Raw genomic sequence first — 21,237 nt, 5'->3', positions numbered from 1 at the left:
AAAACCAGCTAAGTGCTGGTTTTTTTCATTATTAAAACGGTTTCGGTTCAGATTAAAACTTGTAGGTAACACCTAAAGCGCCACCTACTTGCAACTCAACACCTTTATACATATCGAGCTCAGGGTGCACTTGTGCGTAAGCATTCCAACCTTCGTAGAAGTTCACTTTTACGCCTAACGGCAAGCGTAAGCCAAAGTCGTCATTCCATTCAGCCCAAGCACCAGCACCGACGTACCAACTCAATGGAGCTTCAGTCTCGAACTGACCACGCTTCCAAATGTAGTCAAATGCAGCACCGTCATTCCCAATCGTAGCACGGTATTTCTGATCAAATTCCACAACGACACTCAGGTCTTGGTCAATGGCAAGTCCAACTTCCAAAGCTGGAGCTTCAGAAGCGTGAGCAAACGAGGCTCCGCTGCAGCACATAAGGCCGATCAAGTAACGATGTTTCATAATATTCTCAGACTGTGTTTAAAAGCGGTAGTTTACTGGAATAATAACGAAAGGTGTCATCGCTAGGTAAAAGATAAAAGACACGAAAAATTTAAGAGCAACCATCAACTGATCGAGTTGAATGATAAGTATCTGAGTTAATGGAGATTAAGCATAATAGGTCTTTCATAGAGCTGAAAATAAAAAAGGAGGCCTTTCGGCCTCCTTTCAATTTATTGAATCAGTGAATTAACCGTTGTTACGGATCCACTCATCCATGTCTGTCTTAAGGTTGTCAGACTTAGTACCGAAGATAGCTTGTACGCCACCAGCAACTACAACAACACCTGCAGCGCCTAGTTTCTTCAGTTTGTCTTGGTCAACAAGAGCTGTATCAGCTACTGCAACACGTAGACGAGTAATACAAGCGTCAAGACCTGTGATGTTCGCTTTGCCACCGAATGCAGCAACTAGCTCACCAGCAAGTTCAGAACCAGTCGCAACTGACTCTTCTTCAGTCTCGTCTTCACGGCCTGGAGTTTTAAGGTCTAGAGCTTTAATCACAGTGCGGAATACGATGTAGTAGATTGCAGCGTAAGCAATACCACATACAACCATTAGACCCATCTTAGACGCGTTGCCAGATAGAACTAGGAAGTCGATTAGACCGTGTGAGAAAGATGTACCGTGTACAAAACCTAGAGTGTTCGCAAGAACGTAAGCAGAACCAGCTAGTAGAGCGTGGATTGCGTACAGAACAGGAGCAACGAATAGGAATGAGAATTCGATTGGTTCAGTGATACCCGTTAGGAATGAAGTCAACGCAGCAGAAGCCATGATGCCCATTACTTTAGCGCGGTTTTCAGGCTTAGCTGAGTGTGCAATCGCGATTGCAGCAGCAGGTAGACCGAACATCTTGAACATGTAACCACCAGCTAGCTGACCGAAGCCATTGCCCGCTGCACGAGATGCGTCATCAGCAACTAGGTAACAAGTAAGAACACCGTTTTGAGTTTCGCCAGCAGCGTTTACACAAGTACCAGCTTCAAAGAAGAAAGGTACGTTCCAAACGTGGTGAAGACCAAATGGAATTAGAGAACGCTCAACGATACCGTAGATACCAAACGCCACTTGTGGGTTTTGGTGAGCAGCCCAATCAGAGAACGCAGAGATAGCGCCGCCAACTGGTGGCCATACTACAGATAGTAGGATTGCTAGACCAATCGCAGAGAAACCTGTGATGATTGGCACAGCACGCTTACCAGCGAAGAAGCCAAGGTACTCTGGTAGTTGAATACGGAAGAAACGGTTGAATGCCCAAGCAGCAACACCACCGACTAGGATACCACCTAGTACACCAGTATCGATTTTATCAACGCCCATTACACCAGCCATTACGCCAAGTGTAGCAGTCATGATGCCGTAACCAACGATAGCAGCTAGACCAGCCACACCATCGTTGTTAGTAAAGCCAAGTGCAACACCTACTGCGAACAGTAGTGCCATTTGACCAAATACTGAACCACCAGCTTGTTCCATTAAGTTTGAAACGATTTCTGGAATGAAAGGAAGATCTGCTGCACCGACACCTAGCAAAATACCCGCAACTGGTAAAACTGATACTGGAAGCATCAGAGACTTACCAACTTTCTGCAGGCTAGCAAAAAGGTTCTTAAACATGTTTATGCTCCTGATAAAGATAAAATAATTATATTGGGTTCTAACGGCACACCCCCGTAGCCTATATGTTAGCACCCTGCGAAAATGTAACCATGTATTGCATTATATTTTCTGCCGCTAAATATATATTGATGGGGAACTAACTTTCTAGTCACTTACGAAATTTAGTTTCAAAACACGTCTTGGATCACATGTCAAATCTAGAAATGCAATGCTTTACAATTATTTAATTAATTGAAATACATAGATATTTTTCAAGAGCCCTATTATTTTACTGGGTAAATAAAATAGGAGCTAATGTTATTTTTAGTAACAAAATTACAAATGTTATAATTAGCGCTCTCAAGTTCAACATAATTCGTAAACATTAAAAAAAAACGCATTTTTGGTGATCAAAAACACAAAAAGGGAGCTTTCGCTCCCTTTTATTTGTTTAGTTAGATTTTTATCGCAAAAAAAGTTTCTGGTAATTTTTGGTCGTTTGTTCAGCAACCTCTTTCATCGACATACCTTTTAATTGCGCAATATAGGCCGCCACTTCCACGACATATGCAGGTTGATTCTGCTTGCCACGATATGGAATTGGCGCCAAGTATGGAGAATCCGTCTCGATAAGCAACCTGTCTAGCGGTAGGTTCTTAACAACTTCTTTAAGTTCTGTAGCCTGCTTAAAGGTCACAATACCTGAAATTGAGATATAGAAACCCAGTTCCATTGCCGCTTCAGCAAACGCTTGATCTTCAGTAAAGCAGTGAATCACACCACCACACATCTCAGCTCCGCCATCACGTAAAATAGCTAATGTGTCTTCACGCGCATTACGAGTGTGGATGATCAAAGGTTTATTAAGCTCAACGGCCAATTCAACATGCTGCTTAAATCGTAGCTGTTGTAGCTCTGCAGTCTCTGGTTGATAGTGATAATCTAAACCTGTCTCACCAATCGCCACCACTTTAGGGTTACTCGCGTACTCACGCATTGTCTCTAGACAGAAATCACTTTCAACATCGAGAGGGTGAACGCCACAAGAGGCTTTAACGTTATCAAACGGCGAGATCATCTCGAGCATATTTTCAAACGAATTCAGTGTCACACCAACAGACAACAGCTGGTCTACGTTTGCTGCCTTCGCTTTGTTCACAACGTCTTCTACGCTTGTGTGTAAATCTTGATAATCCAGTTTGTCTAAATGACAGTGGGAATCTACGAACATGTTTCCTCGCAAGTGGCTATCAGCCAATTCATTATGAGTAGCTCCGTATTGAGCCCAGGGTGTTGCTTTAACTGCTCAATCAATATCAGCAGTTTATTCGATGCTGCGTAAGCACTTTGATAAGACATCACCTCAACCAGAGCTTTCGCGCTCGGAGTGATAGCCTGATTCGCCAAACCAAAATGCAGCTTCTGTACATCTGACAATAAATGCCAAAGCCAGCCAAGTTGAATCAAAGGGTCTTTGCTAAGCTCTGTCGAGAATTTTAGCATGTCAGGTTGAGTGCCCTTAATGACATTAACAAAGCCATCAAGCGCTTTGGTCGAAGCCTCTACCCCACCCTGCTCAAACATCGCCTTTGCTTTTAAAGGCGCGTTGTCATTAAGCGCTAAAATATATTGTGGGACAGCCTTACCAACTTCACCATCTAACCAAGCAGACCCCACCTCCAACTGTGGGCTTACCACATTAAATTGTTGGCAACGGCTAATGATAGTCGGCATCAAACGGTTACTATTACGAGTAGAAAGAATGAAGATACATTTGCTTGATGGCTCTTCCAGAGTTTTCAGTAGTGCGTTGGAAGCCGATTCGTTCATTGCTTCAGCAGGGTTAAGCAAGATAACGCGCAAACCACCTAACTGAGAAGACTCTTGAGCCCAACGGTTACTGGCACGCACTTGATCAACCGTGATCGACTTACCTTCTTTCTCTGGTGAGATCACATGAAAATCAGGATGGCTGCCCGACTTCATTAATTCACAGCTGTGGCAAAACCCGCACGACTCGCTTTCATAGTTCGTACACATCAATGCGTCGGTAAGTTGGCTAATCAACGCATCAACGCCTAGCCCTTCCGGCGCATTAACAATTACAGAGTTAGGAAAACGCTCCGCATCGAGACTTTTTTTCCACTCACTCCATACCGGTGTGAGCCAAGAATACACTTCAGCCATGACTACCTACTGTTTATCGAGCCAAGCAGTTAGCGCGACTTTAATATCAGCGGCTACTTGCTCAATTTCTTGCTGCGCGTTAATCACAAGTACAGAATCATCTTGTTCTGCAATTTCTAGATAGCGCTCACGCGTACGGTCAAAAAACGAGATATCCATCTTTTCAATTCTATCTAGCTCACCACGACCTCTAGCACGCTCTAGCCCTACTCTAGGGTCTAGGTCCAAATATAGCGTTAGATCGGGTTTAAAGCCGCCTAGCGTGGTTGCTTTCAGTGATTCCATAGTAGTGCGTGCAATCTGGCGACCACCACCTTGGTATGCCTGTGAAGACATATCATGACGATCACCCAATACCCATTGACCACTGTCTAGTGCAGGCTTGATAACGTTTTCTACTAATTGAACACGTGCTGCGTACATCAGCAGCAACTCAGTCATGTCTTGAAGCTTCTCACCTTCGTGCTCTTCTTTAACCAATGAACGCATCTTTTCAGCTAAGACAGTACCACCCGGCTCGCGAGTATTAACAATATCCTCAACACCCGATGCTTTTAATGTCTCAACGATGGCATTGATCGCTGTACTTTTGCCAGCGCCTTCAAGGCCTTCAACCACGATAAATTTCGACTGATTCATAATTATTTCTTTATCTGTTTTTTCTTAATTGTTTTAAGTAAGCTCGTACTGCACGGTTGTGCTCAGTCAAACTCTTTGAAAATACGTGACCACCTGTTCCACTCGCAACGAAATACAAGTAGTTACTCTTCTCTGGATTCAACGCCGCGTTGATAGACGCTTTGCCTGCCATAGCGATAGGGGTCGGTGGCAAGCCACTCATTGTATAGGTGTTGTATGGCGTTGGCGTGCGTAAGTCTTTTTTACGGATATTGCCATCGTAGCTGTCACCCATGCCGTAGATAACCGTTGGGTCAGTTTGCAACCGCATACGCTTGTTCAGACGGTTAACAAATACAGAAGAGACACGCTCACGTTCTGACGCAACAGCGGTCTCTTTCTCAATGATAGACGCAAGAATTAACGCTTCGTATGGCGATTTCAGAGGAAGCTTATCCGCTCGATTTTCCCACTCTTCATTCACCACGCTCATTAGGTCGCGATGCGCGCGCTTCAACAAATCTAAATCAGTGGTGCCGTAGGTGTAATGATACGTTTCTGCTAAGAAAAGACCTTCTAGCTTCTCGTTTTCAATACCCAACTTTTCAGCGATCTCTTTTTCAGAAACACCGTCCAACGTCTGTTGAATGAATTCGTTGTCTTTTAGCTGGACAAGCCATTCATCAAAGCGACTGCCTTCAACGAAGGTAATAGTGAATTGGTGCTCTTTGCCCTCAACAAGCACTTGTAGTGCCTGCTCTAATGTTAAACCCGGTTCAAGCAGGAAAGTCCCCGCTTTTACGTCTACAAGCTCAGGGTGTAATTTACGAATTAACTTCTCGTAAGGAGAAGCCTCAAAAAGCCCCTCGTTAATCAACTGGGCTAGAACGCGGTTAAAGCTGCTACCTGAAGCAACAGTCACGACTTGTGGTTTTTCTAATTGAATAACTTGTTTCAGGTTATCTTGTGCTTGGTTGTAAACATAAAAACCAGCAGCACCAGCTGCGATTAAGCACAAGATAATAAAAATAAATAACTTTTTGATCACGAGTTTAGTTGTCCTTGAAGGCTACGAGTAACGGTTCCAATGTTAAATTGGGTATCACTAATACGGGTAACTGGGGCAACCCCTAAAATGGAGTTGGTCATGAAAACCTCATCAGCTTGCATGAGTTGAGATAAGCAGTAGTCACTAATTGTAACGGAAAGTTCAGCTTGATTCAGCGCGGTTAACACTTGCTTACGCATAACCCCTGCTACACCACTTTGAGTGAGTTGAGGTGTGTATATCGCCTGACCTTTGCGCCAAAACAGGTTGGCCATTGTGGTTTCAATCACATTGCCTGAAATATCAAGAACCACACCATCCACTTCATTGGTTTGGTCCATTTCGTCTTTCATCAAAATCTGCTCAAGACGATTATTATGCTTATGGCCAGCAAGTAGTGGGCTCAAACCTAGCGCTTGATGGCAAACACCGAGTTCAACACCAGAATCTTGCAACGCTGAATAATGGCTTGGGAAATCAAAAGTACTGATGGTGACCGTAGGTTTAGCGATATTCTTGGTGCTGTAGCCACGCCCACCCGCTCCACGGCTAACGTGCAGCTTAATCCCTGCTTTTTCATTATGAGGTTTGTTTGCGTTATGGAACTTCTTTGAGCCAGAAAGGTTCTTTGTGCCATGAAGAGCGTTATGTTGGATGTGTTGAAGCGCAGTATCGAGCCAAGGACTAACAACATCCCAATCAAGAGCAGAAATGCGTAGCGCTTTCAGGCATTCATCTACACGATGCTGATGATCGTGAAAATGTTGAATCTGGCCACCTTTTACAAGCATGGTTGTAAAACAGCCGTCTCCGTACTGAAATGAGCGATCCAATATATCGACAGTTTGCTGGCTTTCTCCATCAACCCAAAACATGTTTTTCCCCATAAAAAGAAACGGCTCAATGCTAAAGCATCAAGCCGTTTAAAAACAAGTCTAATTGTGACTATCTACGAGTGTTTATGTCTTTAATAAGATGATTAAATCTTTTTGAAGATCAAACAGCCGTTTGTACCACCGAAACCGAATGAGTTACATGCAGCATATTCCATGTTGCTAACTTCACGCGCAGTGTGAGGTACTAAGTCAATATCTAAGCCTTCTTCAGGATCATCTAGGTTGATTGTTGGTGGAACAATTTGGTCAACCAGAGACATAGCCGTGATGATAGCTTCAGCAGAACCTGCAGCACCTAGAAGGTGACCAGTCATTGATTTCGTAGAAGAAACCAATACTTGCTTGCTGCCTGCTTCGCCAAGAGCACGCTTAATGCCCTTAACTTCCGCTACGTCACCCGCAGGAGTCGACGTACCGTGTGCGTTAACATAACCGATTTGTTCACCAGTAATGCCAGCATCACGCATAGCCGCTTCCATCGCTAGTGCGCCACCAGAGCCATCTTCACTTGGAGATGTCATGTGGTAAGCATCACCCGACATACCGAAGCCAACTAGCTCACAGTAAATCTTAGCGCCACGCGCTTTTGCATGTTCGTACTCTTCAAGAACCATCATGCCGGCACCGTCACCAAGAACGAAACCATCACGGCCTTTGTCCCATGGACGAGAAGCTTTTTGAGGCTCATCGTTACGAGTAGACAGTGCTTTAGCCGCACCAAAACCGCCCATACCTAGTGGTGTAGATGCTTTTTCAGCACCACCCGCTAGCATTGCGTCTGCATCGCCGTATGCAATCATACGAGCCGCGTGACCAATGTTATGTAGGCCAGTCGTACATGCAGTAGAAATCGCGATGTTTGGACCGCGTAGGCCACGCATGATAGACATGTGACCAGCAATCATATTCACGATCGTCGACGGTACGAAGAACGGGCTGATCTTACGAGGGCCTTTTTCAGTTAGAGCTTGGTGACCGGCTTCGATCAAACCAAGACCACCAATACCAGAACCGATAGCAACACCCACACGTGGAGCGTTTTCTTCAGTAATAGTTAGGGCTGAATCATCTAAAGCTTGAATACCTGCTGCGACGCCGTACTGGATGAACAAGTCCATCTTACGAGCATCTTTTTTAGTCATATACTCTTCGCAGTTAAAGTCTTTAACTAGACCTGCAAAACGAGTTGAGAAATTGGTTGCATCAAAGTGCTCGATATTAACGATACCACTTTGACCAGCTAGCAGGGCTTTCCAAGAAGATTCTACAGTGTTGCCTACCGGTGACAACATACCCATGCCAGTGACAACTACACGACGCTTGGACACGATTTTACACTCCGGGGATTGAGGTGATTTAAGATGAGGATAGATGAGTTAGATAAAACACAGGCGGTCGAGGTGACCGCCTGGGAGAGATTATTACTGAGCGCTAGTTACGTAATCGATAGCTGCTTGAACAGTAGTAATTTTCTCAGCTTCTTCATCTGGGATTTCAGTGTCGAATTCTTCTTCTAGAGCCATTACTAGCTCAACTGTGTCTAGAGAATCTGCACCTAGGTCATCAACGAAAGAAGCTTCGTTTTTAACTTCAGCTTCGTCTACACCTAGCTGTTCAACAATGATTTTCTTTACGCGTTCTTCGAGGTTGCTCATTTTTTCTTTTCCTTTACAGAGTTCGCTTTATGCGATGTTTTCCGTAGTTTATTCAATCTATTGAAAGTTGCAAGGTCAACTTTTCTGGTCAAACCACAATTTTCACGATTTTAACCGAAATTACGTATGATCTTGACTTAAATCATGCACAAATGTTGCACATAATTTACACCATGTACATACCGCCATTGACGTGAAGTGTTTCACCTGTGATATAAGCTGCCGCAGGTGACGCCAAAAATACCACAGCTTCAGCGATTTCGCGAGGGTCACCTAGTCGACCTGCTGGTACATTCGCCAAAGTTGCTGCACGTTGGTCATCATTTAGCGCTTTAGTCATGTCAGTTTCGATGAAACCAGGAGCTACAGTGTTCACTGTAACGCCACGAGACGCAACTTCACGAGCCATTGATTTAGTAAAACCAATTACGCCAGCTTTTGCAGCTGCGTAGTTAGCTTGACCAGCGTTACCCATAGTACCTACTACAGAACCAACGTTTACGATACGACCTTGACGCTTCTTCATCATGCCACGCAATACAGCTTTAGACATGCGGAAGATAGGCGTTAGGTTAGTGTCGATGATGTCATTCCATTCGTCGTCTTTCATACGCATAAGTAGGTTATCACGAGTGATACCTGCGTTGTTAACTAGAATGTCAATCGCACCGAATTCATCGTTGATGGTTTTCAGTGTAGCAGCAATTGAGTCAGTATCCGTTACATTAAGAGCAAGACCTTTACCGTTCTCACCAAGGTACTCGCTGATTGCAGCAGCGCCGCCTTCAGATGTAGCAGTACCGATAACTTTAGCACCACGCTCAACTAAAAGTTCAGCGATTGCACGACCGATGCCACGGCTTGCGCCTGTAACTAGTGCAACTTTGCCTTCTAAATTCATCATAACTTCTCTATTAAGTGGTTATTACTTAGCAGCTTCTAGTGATGCAGTGTCATTAACTGCAGCAGCTGTCATAGTTTTTACGATTCGTTTTGTTAGACCAGTAAGAACTTTACCAGGGCCTAATTCAAGTAGCTTCTCGACACCTTGTTCATTCATCGCTTGTACACCTTCAGTCCAACGAACTGGACTGTATAGCTGACGAACAAGTGCGTCTTTAATTTTTGCAGGGTCTGTTTCAGCAATAACATCAACGTTATTGATAACAGGCAATGCTGGCGTGTTGAACTCTAGAGCTTCTAGAGCCACTGCTAGCTTGTCTGCTGCTGGCTTCATCAGTGCACAGTGAGACGGCACAGAAACAGGTAACGGAAGTGCACGCTTAGCGCCCGCTTCTTTACAAAGCGCACCTGCACGCTCTACTGCCGCTTTGTTACCCGCGATAACAACTTGGCCAGGAGAGTTAAAGTTAACTGGAGACACAACTTCGTCTTGCGCAGCTTCTTCACACGCTTTAGCAATCGCTTCATCGTCTAGACCAATGATTGCGTACATTGCACCAACACCAGCAGGAACCGCTTCTTGCATCAGTTGGCCACGTAGTTCAACCAGCTTGATCGCTTCTTTAAAGTCGATAACGCCCGCACATACGAGTGCAGAGTATTCGCCTAGGCTGTGACCTGCTAAGTTTACAGGTTGCTCTAGACCAAGCTCTTGCCATACACGCCAAATTGCAACAGACGCTGTTAGTAGAGCCGGTTGAGTACGAAAAGTTTCATTTAGATTTTCTACTGGACCATCTTGAACCAATGCCCATAGATCGTAACCAAGTGCTTCTGAAGCTTCAGCAAATGTTTGTTTAACAACATCATACTGTTCGCCTAGGTCAGCAAGCATACCGATAGCTTGAGAGCCTTGGCCTGGGAATACGATAGCAAACTTGCTCATTGTAATTATCCTTTAAGCAAAGCAAAAAATTGAATAAGGCACATAAGTTATGTGCCTTGTTTGTTGATTATCGCTTGAGGTTAGAATTTAACTAACGCAGAACCCCAAGTGAAGCCGCCACCAAAGGCTTCAAGAAGAAGCGTTTGACCACGTTTAATTCGCCCGTCGCGAACAGCCTCATCAAGGGCCGTTGGTACGGTCGCTGCTGAAGTGTTGCCGTGCTTATCAAGGGTAATAACTACTTGATCAAGCGACATCGTCAGCTTTTTAGCCGTTGCCGAGATAATACGGTAGTTCGCTTGGTGTGGAACTAACCAATCAAGCTCTGACTTATCCATATTATTCGCAGCTAATGTGTCTTTAACTAGCTTAGAAAGCTGAGTTACCGCCACTTTAAATACTTCGTTGCCCGCCATGTGCAACCATTTGTCTGCATCACCGCCGCGCTCTGGTACTTCTAGGCTTAGAAGCTCACCGTATTTACCGTCAGAGTAAATGTGAGTAGACAAAATACCTGGCTCTTCGCTTGCGCCTACAACCACCGCCCCTGCTGCATCACCAAATAGGATGATAGTAGAGCGGTCAGTCGGATCACAGGTTTTTGACAGTGCATCCGCACCAATTACCAAAACGTTCTTACACATGCCAGTCTTGATGTGTTGATCAGCAACAGACAGTGCGTAAACAAAACCAGAACACGCTGCAGCCAAATCAAACGCAGGGCAGCCTTTAATACCAAGCTTACCTTGTACCTGACATGCCGAAGACGGGAATGTGTGGCTACTGCTGGTTGTCGCAACGATGATTAAATCAATATCTTCTTTGTCGATACCTGCCATTTCAATGGCATTTTCAGCAGCGTAAAACGCCATATCAGCAACGGTTTCGTTTTCCGCTGAAATGCGACGCTCTTTAATACCTGTTCTAGCAACAATCCACTCATCGCTAGTCTCTACCATTTTCTCTAAGTCTGCGTTTGTACGCACCTGAGATGGCAAGTAGCTGCCAGTACCTAAAATTTTGCTATACATGAAGACTAATAATGCCTCTCGAGTAAAACCGCTTCCAAACGATCGCTAATGCGGCTGGGGACTTGTCGTTTGACCTCGTGTACTGCTTCACCAATCGCGTTGACGACTGCAGACACATCAGCACTTCCATGACTTTTAATGACAATGCCGCGCAATCCTAACAAACTTGCGCCGTTATACTGGTCGGGGTTCAAGGTTTTTAATTCAGTAAATAGCTCAGAAAACAACATTCTGGCTATCCAACCCTTTATTGTTGAAGCCATCATGCGCGTTTTTAGCTTATCAATAAAGAGCTGAGCTGTACCTTCGCACGTTTTTAAGCAGACATTGCCCACAAAACCATCACATACGACGACATCAGCAGCATCTTGAAGTAATTGATTACCTTCAATATAGCCTATGAAGTTCACAGACTGAGTGTTCGACAACATTTCAGCGCATCGTTTTACAAGGTCATTACCTTTGATTTCTTCTGCACCGATATTCAAGATAGCGACACGTGGAGCGCGACCTAAATGTTGTTCCGCTAATGCACTGCCCATGACAGCAAACTGAAAGAGTGAATCCGCGTCACTAGACACGTTTGCCCCTAAATCAAGCATCCATGTGCGATTCCCTGATGCGGTAGGCAAAGCTGAAACCAATGCAGGTCTATCAATACCGGGGAGGAGCTTGAGTCGGAAACGGGATAAAGCCATCAGTGCGCCAGTGTTACCACCACTCACACAAGCATCAGCCTGTGATTCGGCAACTAGATCGATAGCGGCACGCATAGAGCTACCCTGACTATTACGTAAGGCTAGTGAAGGTTTTTCAGAATTGGAAATAACTCGATCACAATGCTGGATACTCAAACGAGAATCAGGCATTCGACCTAATGAAGATAATTGAGATGTGATCGCGTTTCGATCACCTATGAGAATGACTTTTAGCTCTGGGAAATACGACAGTGCCTGCACGGCGGCAGGCACTGTTACACGAGGACCGAAGTCCCCGCCCATTGCATCAAGCGCAACGGTTAGATTTTGCAAAGGTCAACCTTACTTGTTGATAACCTTTTTGCCGCGGTAGAAACCTTCGGCAGTCACGTTGTGACGTAGGTGAGTTTCACCTGAAGTTGCGTCTACAGAAAGTGCAGCTGTAGTTAGTGCATCGTGTGAACGACGCATGCCACGCATTGAACGTGATTTCTTGCTCTTTTGTACGGCCATTGACCCTACTCCTATGTAAATTCTTAAAGAAGCAATTACTTCTTTAAGCTTTTTAAAACATCAAATGGATTCGGCTTTTTATCTTCCTCAATTTCTTCAGGAAGTTCACCAAATACCAAATTATTTGAGTTAACGCTACAGTCCGCATCGTCGTGCATTGCTATTTGTGGCAATCCAAGGATGAACTCGTCTTCAACTAATTGAATCAGGTCTAACTCACCGTACTCGTTCAGATCTACCAAATCGTACTCTTCCGGTGCTTCCTCTTCACTTTTCTCACTGTAAACAGGAGTATAAGTAAATTGGACATCGCACTCATGTGCGAAAACCTCATTACAACGTTGACACTCTAAATCGACTTCGACGTTAGCTTTACCAGAGATAACGACTAATCGTTGTTCATCAAGCCCAAATGACATTGAGACTTGCGCGTCACGTTTTACGCCTTCAGTTGCTTCGGTTAAACGCTTTAAAAGACTGACCTGAATGATACCATTCACATCGAGTCGTTTTTGAGCCGTTCTTGCCGGATCAACTGTACGCGGTATTTTTTCCTTTTGCATAGGGCGCGAATCTTATCTTCCAAATCATGTTTAGTCAAAGGAAATGGCAAAAAAAATGTACTTTCCTGCCTTTCCTATTCAGAGCATTATGAATAGCAGGACAAGTTACGTTATCCTGAGATAAATGCTTCCTTGAATTGTAAATTAAAATGAGAAATTACCAACTAGTTTTAGCCTCTACATCACCATTTAGGCAAGAGATCCTCAAAAAACTACAGTTAAGCTTCATTACAGCCAAGCCAGACTGCGATGAAACGCCGCTTCCAGAAGAGACACCTCAACAGTTAGTGATGCGCCTTGCCGAGGCCAAAGCTAAGTCGTGCATGGTACAACAACCAAGCTTGGTCATTGGTTCTGATCAGGTTTGTGTTATTGATGGAGAGATCATAGGTAAGCCTCATACTCGAGAAAAAGCAATTGAGCAGTTATCGCGCCAAAGCGGTAAGAGCATCACTTTCTATACTGGCCTTTCTGTTTGGAACAGCGAGACCAACAAAGCTGACACGCGTCTCGACACCTTCATTGTGCATTTCCGTGATTTAACCGAACAGCAGATCATCTCTTATGTTGAGAAGGAACAACCTTATTACTGCGCGGGCAGTTTTATGTGTGAAGGATTAGGTATCGCGTTGTTTAAACAGATGGAAGGAAAAGACCCGAATACTTTGATCGGCTTACCGCTGATCGATCTGGTCGATATGTTAGAAGCGCAAGGAATGAATGTGCTGTAACGGATACGCTCTCTTTGTTAGAGATTCCCTACTCCTTCCTTCGTCAGTCTAGGGAATGACGGAACACGCAATTTTATCTAACCAGCTAATGATATAGAACGTGATTTTAAAAAGTCGTCATCCTCAAGAGCGAGGAACGAGCGACTTGGGGATCTTCAACAACAGATGAAAACAAAAAAGGTTGACGATATTCGTCAACCTTTCTCATTTATGGATACTGAAGAACAAATTTAGAGGCACTCTATGCCTTCGTATCTCGTATCTTCTTAAAGCTTACGTAAACCAGTTAGGGCTTTCTCTAGCCTTCTTTCCATTGGCGCCGAGATATCCATCTTCTCTTCACTACCTGGGTGCGTGAACTTAATGTTTGCTGCGTGTAGGAACAAACGATCCAGACCAACCTTACCCGTGTAAGCATCAAAACGACGATCACCGTAGCGATCATCCCAAGCAATTGGGTGGCCAGTATATTGAGTATGTACACGGATTTGGTGTGTACGCCCCGTAATTGGACTTGCTTGAACTAACGTCGCATCTTTGAATTTTTCTAAAACTCGAAAACGCGTCTCAGAGGCTTTACCGTTCGGGTTCACGCGAACAATACTGTTCACTTCATTTTTCAATAATGGAGCGTTAACAACCTTACAGCTGTTCTTCCATTCGCCCATGACTAGAGCGAAGTAATATTTTTGAACCGTTTTTTCACGGAACTGTGCTTGAAGGTGTCTTAGCGCCGAGCGCTTCTTAGCAACAAGCAGAATACCAGATGTATCTCTATCGATACGATGCACTAACTCTAGAAAACGAGCATCAGGACGAAGTGCACGCAATGCTTCGATTGCGCCAAACTTCAGCCCACTGCCACCATGAACGGCAGTACCCGAAGGTTTGTTTAGAATCAGCATGTGATCATCTTCATAAATGATGCACTGTTCTAATTCTGAGACCTTGTTGAGTTTCGTGCTTGGCACGTTCTCTTCTGTTTTCTCTTCAATAGTAACCGGAGGGATACGAACTAAATCGCCAGCTTTTAGTTTGTACTCAGCCTTGATACGTTTTTTGTTAACGCGGACTTCGCCTTTACGCACGATTCGGTAAATCATGCTTTTCGGGATGTTTTTTAATTGGTTGCGTAAGAAGTTATCAATACGCTGACCAGCCATATCTTCGTCAATGTCGACGAATTGGACTTGGGTTCTAATTTCGCTCATTGGGCTATTGTATCACTGTCACTTTTGATAATTGAGATTTTCTTAGCTCTATTCCGAACTTATTTATTCATAATCCCTGCCGATCTATCCTCAAATGCTCAATGAAGTTCTATATTTCTTTGATTCTTCGAACAAAAAAGCACCAAGATTCCTGCAAATTAAAATATCAATTGATAAATTATTTATAGACAGTGAGTTAGAGCTATCAAAACCCAAACAAAAACTGTTTTTTTTACAGCATTCCGACAAAGCAGATTGCTGTGTTTACCGACCGCTGCTATAGTTCACAGCTGCTATTAGTGGTTTGACTATTATTTAAACAGCTAACCATTCATAAGCAAGTAAATGAGTAGATAACTCAGATTAGACAGTGCTGCAATCGGCGTAAGACACGGTCAACTGAGTTCCTTATCGCTCTACTCACGTACGCTCATGTTGAGTATTCACCGCCACATCGCGGATCATAGGCTAACTCCCTATGATGACTGACGTGCCCCAGAGCATCCCTCTCCAGCCGGGAGGCTGCACCGATAAAGCCATGGGATCTGGCACCATGAGAAACGAAATAAAGCGATAAGAACAATGATGAAAATAAGAAAAGACAATGAGAATTTCTAAATGAAAAGAATGTTAATTAACGCAACTCAAAAAGAAGAGTTGCGTGTCGCTTTGGTTGATGGCCAGCGACTGTTCGATCTAGATATCGAAAGTCCAGGTCACGAGTCAAAGAAAGCGAATATCTACAAAGGACGTATTACCCGTATTGAACCAAGCCTAGAAGCGGCATTCGTTGATTACGGAGCAGAACGTCACGGTTTCCTCCCTCTTAAAGAAATTGCCCGCGAATACTTCCCTGAAGGTTATACATACCAAGGCCGTCCTAGCATTAAAGAAGTGCTAAAAGAAGGCCAAGAAGTAATCGTGCAAGTAGAGAAAGAAGAACGTGGTAGCAAAGGTGCTGCACTGACAACTTTCATCTCTTTGGCTGGTAGTTACTTAGTTCTTATGCCTAATAACCCTCGTGCTGGCGGTATTTCTCGTCGTATCGAAGGTGATGAACGCACTCAACTGAAAGCAGCATTAAGCACTCTTGAGCTTCCTCAAGGTATGGGCCTAATCGTGCGTACAGCGGGTGTTGGTAAAAGTGCAGAAGAGCTAGAGTGGGACCTGAATGTTCTATTGAATCACTGGGGCGCTATCAAGCAAGCTTCTGATTCAAATGCGGCTCCTTTCCTAATTCACCAAGAGAGTAACGTTATCGTTCGTGCGATTCGTGACTACCTACGTCGTGATATTGGCGAGATTCTAATCGACAGCAATACTATTTTTGAACGTGCACAAGCGCACATTCAATTAATACGCCCAGATTTCATGAATCGCGTTAAGAAATACGATGGTGAAGTACCACTATTCAGCCATTACCAGATTGAAAGCCAGATCGAATCTGCTTTCCAACGTGAAGTTCGCCTTCCATCTGGTGGTTCTATCGTAATCGACCCAACAGAAGCACTGACTTCTATCGATATCAACTCTGCTCGTGCAACAAAGGGCGGCGATATTGAAGAAACAGCACTTAATACTAACCTAGAAGCTGCCGATGAAATTGCACGTCAATTACGTCTACGTGACCTAGGTGGTCTTGTTGTAATCGACTTCATCGATATGACTCCGGTTCGCCACCAACGTGAAGTAGAAAGCCGTCTACGTGATGCCGTTCGTTTAGATCGCGCACGTGTTCAGATTGGTCGTATTTCTCGCTTTGGTCTTCTAGAGATGTCTCGTCAACGTTTGAGCCCATCACTAGCAGAAGCAAGCCACCACATTTGTCCTCGTTGTACAGGTACTGGTGTTGTTCGTGATAACGAATCTCTAGCACTGTCTGTTCTACGTTTGATCGAAGAAGAAGCTCTGAAAGACAACACAGCGCAAGTACTTGCAGTTGTGCCTGTGCCAATCGCTTCTTACCTTCTGAACGAAAAACGTCGCTCAGTAAACCACATCGAGAAGAACCAAGAAGTTAAGATCACTGTTGTTCCTAACTCAGACATGGAAACGCCGCATTTTGAGGTTATCCGTGTTCGTGAAGGTGAAGAGTTCGATCTACTGTCTTACTTGCTGCCGAACAAGCTAGAAGCTCTAAAAGAAGCGGAAAGCAAAGAGCCAGCTGAACAGACTATTCGTCCTAAGAAGATCGAAGAACCTGCTCTGAAAGGCTTTGCAGCTCCTGCTCAATCAGCACCAACTCCTGCTCCAGCACCTAAAGCTGTAGAAGAGAAGAAAGCTGAGCCAGCAGCGACTCAAGAACCAGGTCTAATTGGTCGTTTCTTCAAAGCTATCGGTAGCTTCTTATTCGGCTCTTCAACTCAAGAAGAGAAGAAAGAAGAAGAGAAGAAAGAAGAAGAAAAACCTAAGAACAATCGCAACAACGGCAACCGTCAACGCCGTGATCGTAACGATAACCGTCGTCGTAACCAACGTGGCGAACGTGGTGATAATCGTAACGAAAACCGCGACAACAAACGCCGTCGTAAGCCAGCTCGTGATGAGAAGCCTGAAGAGCAAAAAGAAACAGCTCCACAGCAAACTCGTCAGCCTCGTAAGCCAAAGCAAGACCGTCGCAACAAGCCACGTGATGAGCAGAAGCAACGCGAAGAGCAAGCTCCATCTAAATTAGCAGAAGAAGGTCTACAGCTAGCGGCAGAAGCACAAGCTGGAAAACCGGAAGCGCCTAAGGCTAAGCCTGAAGCGAAAGCAGCTAAGATTAAAGAGCGTCGTCAGCGTCGTAAACTGAACAAGCAAGTTCGCGTTAAAGACCAACAAGCTCAAGCTGAAGATAACGCTTCAAAAGAGCAAGTTGTTGCTAAAGAACTATCTGTTTCAAAAGAACAGTCAGTAGCTCAAGAGCAAAAAGTTGCGGAACAAGTAGAAGCAACTCAAGCGAATGCAGAGCAAACTGAACAGGAAGAGCCGAAACAACGTCGTAACCGTCGTTCTCCACGTCACCTACGTGCAAGTGGTCAGCGTCGTCGTCGCGGTCGTGATCGTCGCCCTAACCCATTCCGCCTACGTAAAGGTGGTGTAGCTTCTCCTGAGATGGCTATGGGTAAAGTGATGCCTCGCTTCATTCCAAAACCTCACCACAAGCAGGCAAAACCTGAAGTGACTGAAGTTCAAGTAGCAGCTGAAGCTCAAACATCTGTTCAAGATCAGAATGTTGCTCTCGAGACGGCACCACAAAGCACAGTAGTAATGGCAGGCGGTTTCGCATGTCCTGAACTTGCAATGGGTAAAGTTATCATCCGCCGTGAAGATGCTGCTGTTGAAGCTCAAGTAACTGAGACTCCTGCTGTAGTTGCAGAAGCACCAGTTGTTGAAGCACAAAAAGTTGAAGCTCCGGTTGAAACTGTGAAAGCAGAAGAAGTCGTAGTTGAAGCACCAGTTGTTGAAACTGCTGTGGTTGAACCAACAAAAGCAGTTGAAGCTCCTAAAGCTGAAAGTGCAAAAGTTGAAGAAGCACCTGTCGTAAAAGCAGAAGCTCCTAAAGCGGCACCAAAGGCAGCAGTTGCTAAGAAGCAAGCCAGTTCACCAATGACTAAAGCTCCTGGTCCTCAAGAGATCAAAGAGATTGAAGTGATTGCAGCTCCGTTCCGCACTGAACGTTTTGTATCGAAAGGTGCAGGCAGTCAGGCAGCGTCGAACAAGGCTGGCGCGGCGATGACTAAGCCAAACTACTAGTGATTACTGATAGATAATCGCAAGTAAATAGAATCAAAGGCTGCTTATTAAAGCAGCCTTTTTCATATCTACTAATCGAATAAAAATTAACAGATATATTACTCAAAGTTAGGTTCAACCTTGAACTTAATCACATTTTTGGGTAGCATTCGCGCACTTATCTTTTCGACACTTCGCTATTGCCGCTCTTTTCCATCACTGTTTGGCTACGCAATACACCCGTGTCGGTAAATCCATCTTAAGCATAGCTGAGCAAACATGTTCGAATTCCCACAATTTTCAAAGCACTCTGTAAAGAATGACGTGCTTTCAGGTCTTACAGTAGCCCTAGCTCTGGTACCTGAAGCCGTAGCATTCGCCTTTGTTGCTGGCGTTGACCCAATGGTTGGTCTTTACGCAGCATTCATCGTAGGTTTAATCACTTCTGTCTTCGGCGGTCGTCCAGGTATGATTTCTGGTGCTACCGGTGCAATGGCCGTTGTAATGGTTAGCCTAGTAGCAACCCATGGCGTTCAATACCTATTCGCAGCAGTCATGCTCGCGGGCCTTCTGCAAATTGCGGCGGGTGTATTCAAGTTGGGTAAATTTATCCGTATCGTTCCACACCCAGTAATGATTGGTTTCGTGAACGGTTTGGCAATTGTTATCTTCCTAGCTCAGCTTGGTCAGTTTAAAGCGCCAGACGTAACAGGTGCATTAACTTGGCTACCAAGCGGTCAAATGACACTCATGCTGGGTTTAGTAGCCCTTACAATGGCTATCATCCACTTCCTACCTAAGCTAACAACAGCGGTACCATCTTCACTGGTTGCTATTGTTACAGTAACGGCTTTGGTTGTCGGTCTTGACCTTGAAACTCGAACTGTTGTCGACTTCCTACGTACAATGTCTGGTGACGAAGCTGCAACGCTAGCGGGTTCTCTACCAACGTTCTCTATTCCTGCTGTTCCGTTTTCTTTTGAGACACTACAGATCATCCTACCGTACGCAATTATCCTTGCGGCTATCGGCCTGATCGAGTCTCTACTGACACTGACAGTACTAGATGAAATGACAAACACTCGTGGTCAATCTAACCGTGAATGTGTTGGTCAAGGTATGGCTAACGTAACGTGTTCAGTATTTGGCGCGATGGGTGGTTGTGCGATGATCGGTCAATCGATGATCAACGTAAACTCAGGCGGTCGTGGTCGCCTTTCAGGTATTGTAGCGGCAGTTGCACTACTGATGTTCATCCTGTTCGGTTCTGCACTGATTGAAATGATTCCTCTAGCAGCACTTGTGGGCGTAATGTTCATGGTTGTTATCGGTACATTTGAGTGGGCAACCTTCAAGCTTGCACGTCGCGTTCCTAAGCAAGACTTCTTCGTTATCGTTCTTGTTACCGTAGTAACAGTACTGACTGACCTTGCTGTAGCAGTGGGCGTTGGTGTTGTAGCTTCAGCGCTGATGTTTGCGTGGCAACATGCTAAACACATCTACGCCGACACGTCTGTAAACGCTGAAGGCTCTAAAGAGTACAAAGTTAACGGTCCAATCTTCTTTGGTTCAACGGCTAACTTCCTAGAGTTGTTTGACGCATACAACGATCCACAAGATGTGGTCGTTGATTTCGCAAACTCACGCGTTACCGACCACTCTGCAATTGAAGCGATCGATACGATTGCTGAACGTTACGCGGCATTAGGTAAAACACTTCACCTTCGCCACCTAAGCCAAGACTGTGTTGCTATGCTGCACAAAGCAGGTAGCTTAGTTGAAGCGAACGTTGCAGAAGACCCAATCTACAAAGTAATGTCTAAGTAATCTTAGCTGTAGCTTTAAGTTAGATTTAGAAAGGCCGACATTCAATGTCGGCCTTTTTTATACCTGTCGCTCAGCCCTTAGACTTATAACCCAACGACGTACATTGTTTCCACACTACACTGAACGTAATATCGCTTCGCTAGACTCTTCGATTAAGTCCAACACCAATTCAAAACCATTTCCCTCACCATAATATGGATCGGGGATCTCTTGATATTGTGACTCTCCAAAGCTTAAAAATAACGCTAGCTTGTATTGGAGGTGGGCGGGGCACTGGCTCATTAAGTCGTCTAAATTGTCCCTATCTGCCGCAAGTATCAGGTCAAATTCTTCGAAGTCATGACCAACCACTTTACGAGAAGTAATCCCCTTAAAGCTGTAGCCTCGCTTCTCTCCTGCAGATTTCGAACGCGAGTCTGGCGGGTTGCCTTGATGAAAACCAATCGTCCCTGCAGAGTCAACCACAACGTCAATATCCAGCTGTTGCGCTTTCTTCCTTAGCACCGCTTCACCTGTTGGCGAACGGCAAATATTCCCCATACAAACTACGAGTATCTTTTTCATCCCTAATCACCTGTTCTTCCGATGGTTTTTGCTA

Annotated in this window: 20 protein-coding genes; 3 read left to right on the top strand and 17 right to left on the bottom strand. The window is 44.7% G+C overall.

What is annotated here, in order from left to right:
• Nucleotides 1–52: 52 nt before the first annotated feature.
• The 15 genes from CWO13_RS05850 to yceD all read right to left on the bottom strand — a co-directional run bounded on the left by CWO13_RS05850 (nucleotide 53) and on the right by yceD (nucleotide 13,156).
• Nucleotides 53–457, bottom strand: a complete 405-nt coding sequence (locus tag CWO13_RS05850) for a hypothetical protein (protein ID WP_048659708.1) — start codon at nucleotides 455–457, stop codon at nucleotides 53–55.
• Between the two features lie 228 nt (nucleotides 458–685).
• Complete coding sequence (gene ptsG / locus CWO13_RS05845; RefSeq protein ID WP_017062145.1) at nucleotides 686–2,116, bottom strand: PTS glucose transporter subunit IIBC; 1,431 nt, start codon at nucleotides 2,114–2,116, stop codon at nucleotides 686–688.
• Nucleotides 2,117–2,561: 445 nt separating this feature from the next.
• Nucleotides 2,562–3,329, bottom strand: a complete 768-nt coding sequence (locus CWO13_RS05840) for a TatD family hydrolase (RefSeq protein ID WP_102530182.1) — start codon at nucleotides 3,327–3,329, stop codon at nucleotides 2,562–2,564.
• Entirely contained in the window at nucleotides 3,320–4,285 is a 966-nt protein-coding gene (locus CWO13_RS05835; protein WP_102530181.1) for a DNA polymerase III subunit delta', read from the bottom strand. Before CWO13_RS05835 ends, CWO13_RS05840 begins: the two co-directional genes overlap by 10 nt.
• Before the next feature lie 6 nt (nucleotides 4,286–4,291).
• A complete protein-coding gene (gene tmk / locus CWO13_RS05830) occupies nucleotides 4,292–4,924 on the bottom strand; it encodes a dTMP kinase (RefSeq protein WP_048610583.1) in 633 nt (210 codons plus the stop codon).
• Nucleotides 4,925–4,934: 10 nt separating this feature from the next.
• Nucleotides 4,935–5,951 carry an endolytic transglycosylase MltG gene (gene mltG / locus CWO13_RS05825; protein WP_017062149.1) on the bottom strand — a complete coding sequence of 339 codons (1,017 nt, stop codon included), beginning with the start codon at nucleotides 5,949–5,951 and terminating at the stop codon, nucleotides 4,935–4,937.
• The gene (pabC, locus tag CWO13_RS05820) at nucleotides 5,948–6,826 is read right to left on the bottom strand and encodes an aminodeoxychorismate lyase (RefSeq protein ID WP_102432554.1); all 879 of its coding nucleotides are present in this window, start codon (nucleotides 6,824–6,826) and stop codon (nucleotides 5,948–5,950) included. The genes mltG and pabC overlap by 4 nt, the downstream gene beginning before the upstream one ends.
• A 104-nt stretch (nucleotides 6,827–6,930) precedes the next feature.
• Nucleotides 6,931–8,175, bottom strand: a complete 1,245-nt coding sequence (gene fabF / locus CWO13_RS05815) for a beta-ketoacyl-ACP synthase II (protein WP_019821243.1) — start codon at nucleotides 8,173–8,175, stop codon at nucleotides 6,931–6,933.
• A gap of 93 nt (nucleotides 8,176–8,268) precedes the next feature.
• Nucleotides 8,269–8,502 carry an acyl carrier protein gene (acpP, locus tag CWO13_RS05810; RefSeq protein ID WP_004737381.1) on the bottom strand — a complete coding sequence of 78 codons (234 nt, stop codon included), beginning with the start codon at nucleotides 8,500–8,502 and terminating at the stop codon, nucleotides 8,269–8,271.
• A gap of 166 nt (nucleotides 8,503–8,668) precedes the next feature.
• The gene (gene fabG / locus CWO13_RS05805; RefSeq protein ID WP_029235138.1) at nucleotides 8,669–9,403 is read right to left on the bottom strand and encodes a 3-oxoacyl-ACP reductase FabG; all 735 of its coding nucleotides are present in this window, start codon (nucleotides 9,401–9,403) and stop codon (nucleotides 8,669–8,671) included.
• 24 nt (nucleotides 9,404–9,427) lie between these two features.
• A complete protein-coding gene (gene fabD, locus CWO13_RS05800) occupies nucleotides 9,428–10,351 on the bottom strand; it encodes an ACP S-malonyltransferase (protein WP_017630537.1) in 924 nt (307 codons plus the stop codon).
• An 80-nt stretch (nucleotides 10,352–10,431) separates the two neighbouring features.
• Nucleotides 10,432–11,382: a beta-ketoacyl-ACP synthase III gene (locus CWO13_RS05795; protein WP_010437276.1), complete on the bottom strand. Its 951-nt coding sequence runs from the start codon at nucleotides 11,380–11,382 to the stop codon at nucleotides 10,432–10,434.
• A 5-nt stretch (nucleotides 11,383–11,387) separates the two neighbouring features.
• Nucleotides 11,388–12,413 carry a phosphate acyltransferase PlsX gene (gene plsX, locus CWO13_RS05790; protein WP_017062152.1) on the bottom strand — a complete coding sequence of 342 codons (1,026 nt, stop codon included), beginning with the start codon at nucleotides 12,411–12,413 and terminating at the stop codon, nucleotides 11,388–11,390.
• 9 nt (nucleotides 12,414–12,422) lie between these two features.
• Nucleotides 12,423–12,593 (bottom strand): 50S ribosomal protein L32, encoded by a 171-nt coding sequence (gene rpmF / locus CWO13_RS05785; protein ID WP_004737376.1) that lies wholly within the window; start codon nucleotides 12,591–12,593, stop codon nucleotides 12,423–12,425.
• Between the two features lie 35 nt (nucleotides 12,594–12,628).
• Entirely contained in the window at nucleotides 12,629–13,156 is a 528-nt protein-coding gene (gene yceD, locus CWO13_RS05780; protein WP_046222705.1) for a 23S rRNA accumulation protein YceD, read from the bottom strand.
• A gap of 149 nt (nucleotides 13,157–13,305) precedes the next feature.
• Between yceD and CWO13_RS05775 the strand changes: the two genes are divergently transcribed.
• Nucleotides 13,306–13,887 (top strand): Maf family protein, encoded by a 582-nt coding sequence (locus CWO13_RS05775; RefSeq protein ID WP_102432555.1) that lies wholly within the window; start codon nucleotides 13,306–13,308, stop codon nucleotides 13,885–13,887.
• 266 nt (nucleotides 13,888–14,153) lie between these two features.
• Here CWO13_RS05775 and rluC read toward each other — a convergent pair whose 3' ends face one another.
• Complete coding sequence (gene rluC / locus CWO13_RS05770) at nucleotides 14,154–15,098, bottom strand: 23S rRNA pseudouridine(955/2504/2580) synthase RluC (protein ID WP_102432556.1); 945 nt, start codon at nucleotides 15,096–15,098, stop codon at nucleotides 14,154–14,156.
• A gap of 618 nt (nucleotides 15,099–15,716) precedes the next feature.
• On the opposite strand from rluC, the gene rne reads away from it, so the two are divergent.
• On the top strand, nucleotides 15,717–18,833 hold the full coding sequence (rne, locus tag CWO13_RS05765; RefSeq protein ID WP_102432557.1) for a ribonuclease E: 3,117 nt from the start codon (nucleotides 15,717–15,719) through the stop codon (nucleotides 18,831–18,833).
• Between the two features lie 258 nt (nucleotides 18,834–19,091).
• The gene (locus tag CWO13_RS05760; protein ID WP_060982310.1) at nucleotides 19,092–20,639 is read left to right on the top strand and encodes a SulP family inorganic anion transporter; all 1,548 of its coding nucleotides are present in this window, start codon (nucleotides 19,092–19,094) and stop codon (nucleotides 20,637–20,639) included.
• A gap of 114 nt (nucleotides 20,640–20,753) precedes the next feature.
• Here the strand turns inward: CWO13_RS05760 and CWO13_RS05755 are convergent, their stop codons facing one another.
• A complete protein-coding gene (locus CWO13_RS05755) occupies nucleotides 20,754–21,203 on the bottom strand; it encodes a low molecular weight protein-tyrosine-phosphatase (RefSeq protein WP_102432558.1) in 450 nt (149 codons plus the stop codon).
• Nucleotides 21,204–21,237: the final 34 nt, after the last annotated feature.

Source organism: Vibrio sp. ZF 223 (assembly GCF_003050585.1).
In the GTDB taxonomy this organism is placed as follows: domain Bacteria; phylum Pseudomonadota; class Gammaproteobacteria; order Enterobacterales; family Vibrionaceae; genus Vibrio; species Vibrio crassostreae.
The sequence above is the reverse complement of the archived record's forward strand: the minus strand, read 5'-3'. Positions and strand labels throughout refer to the sequence as shown.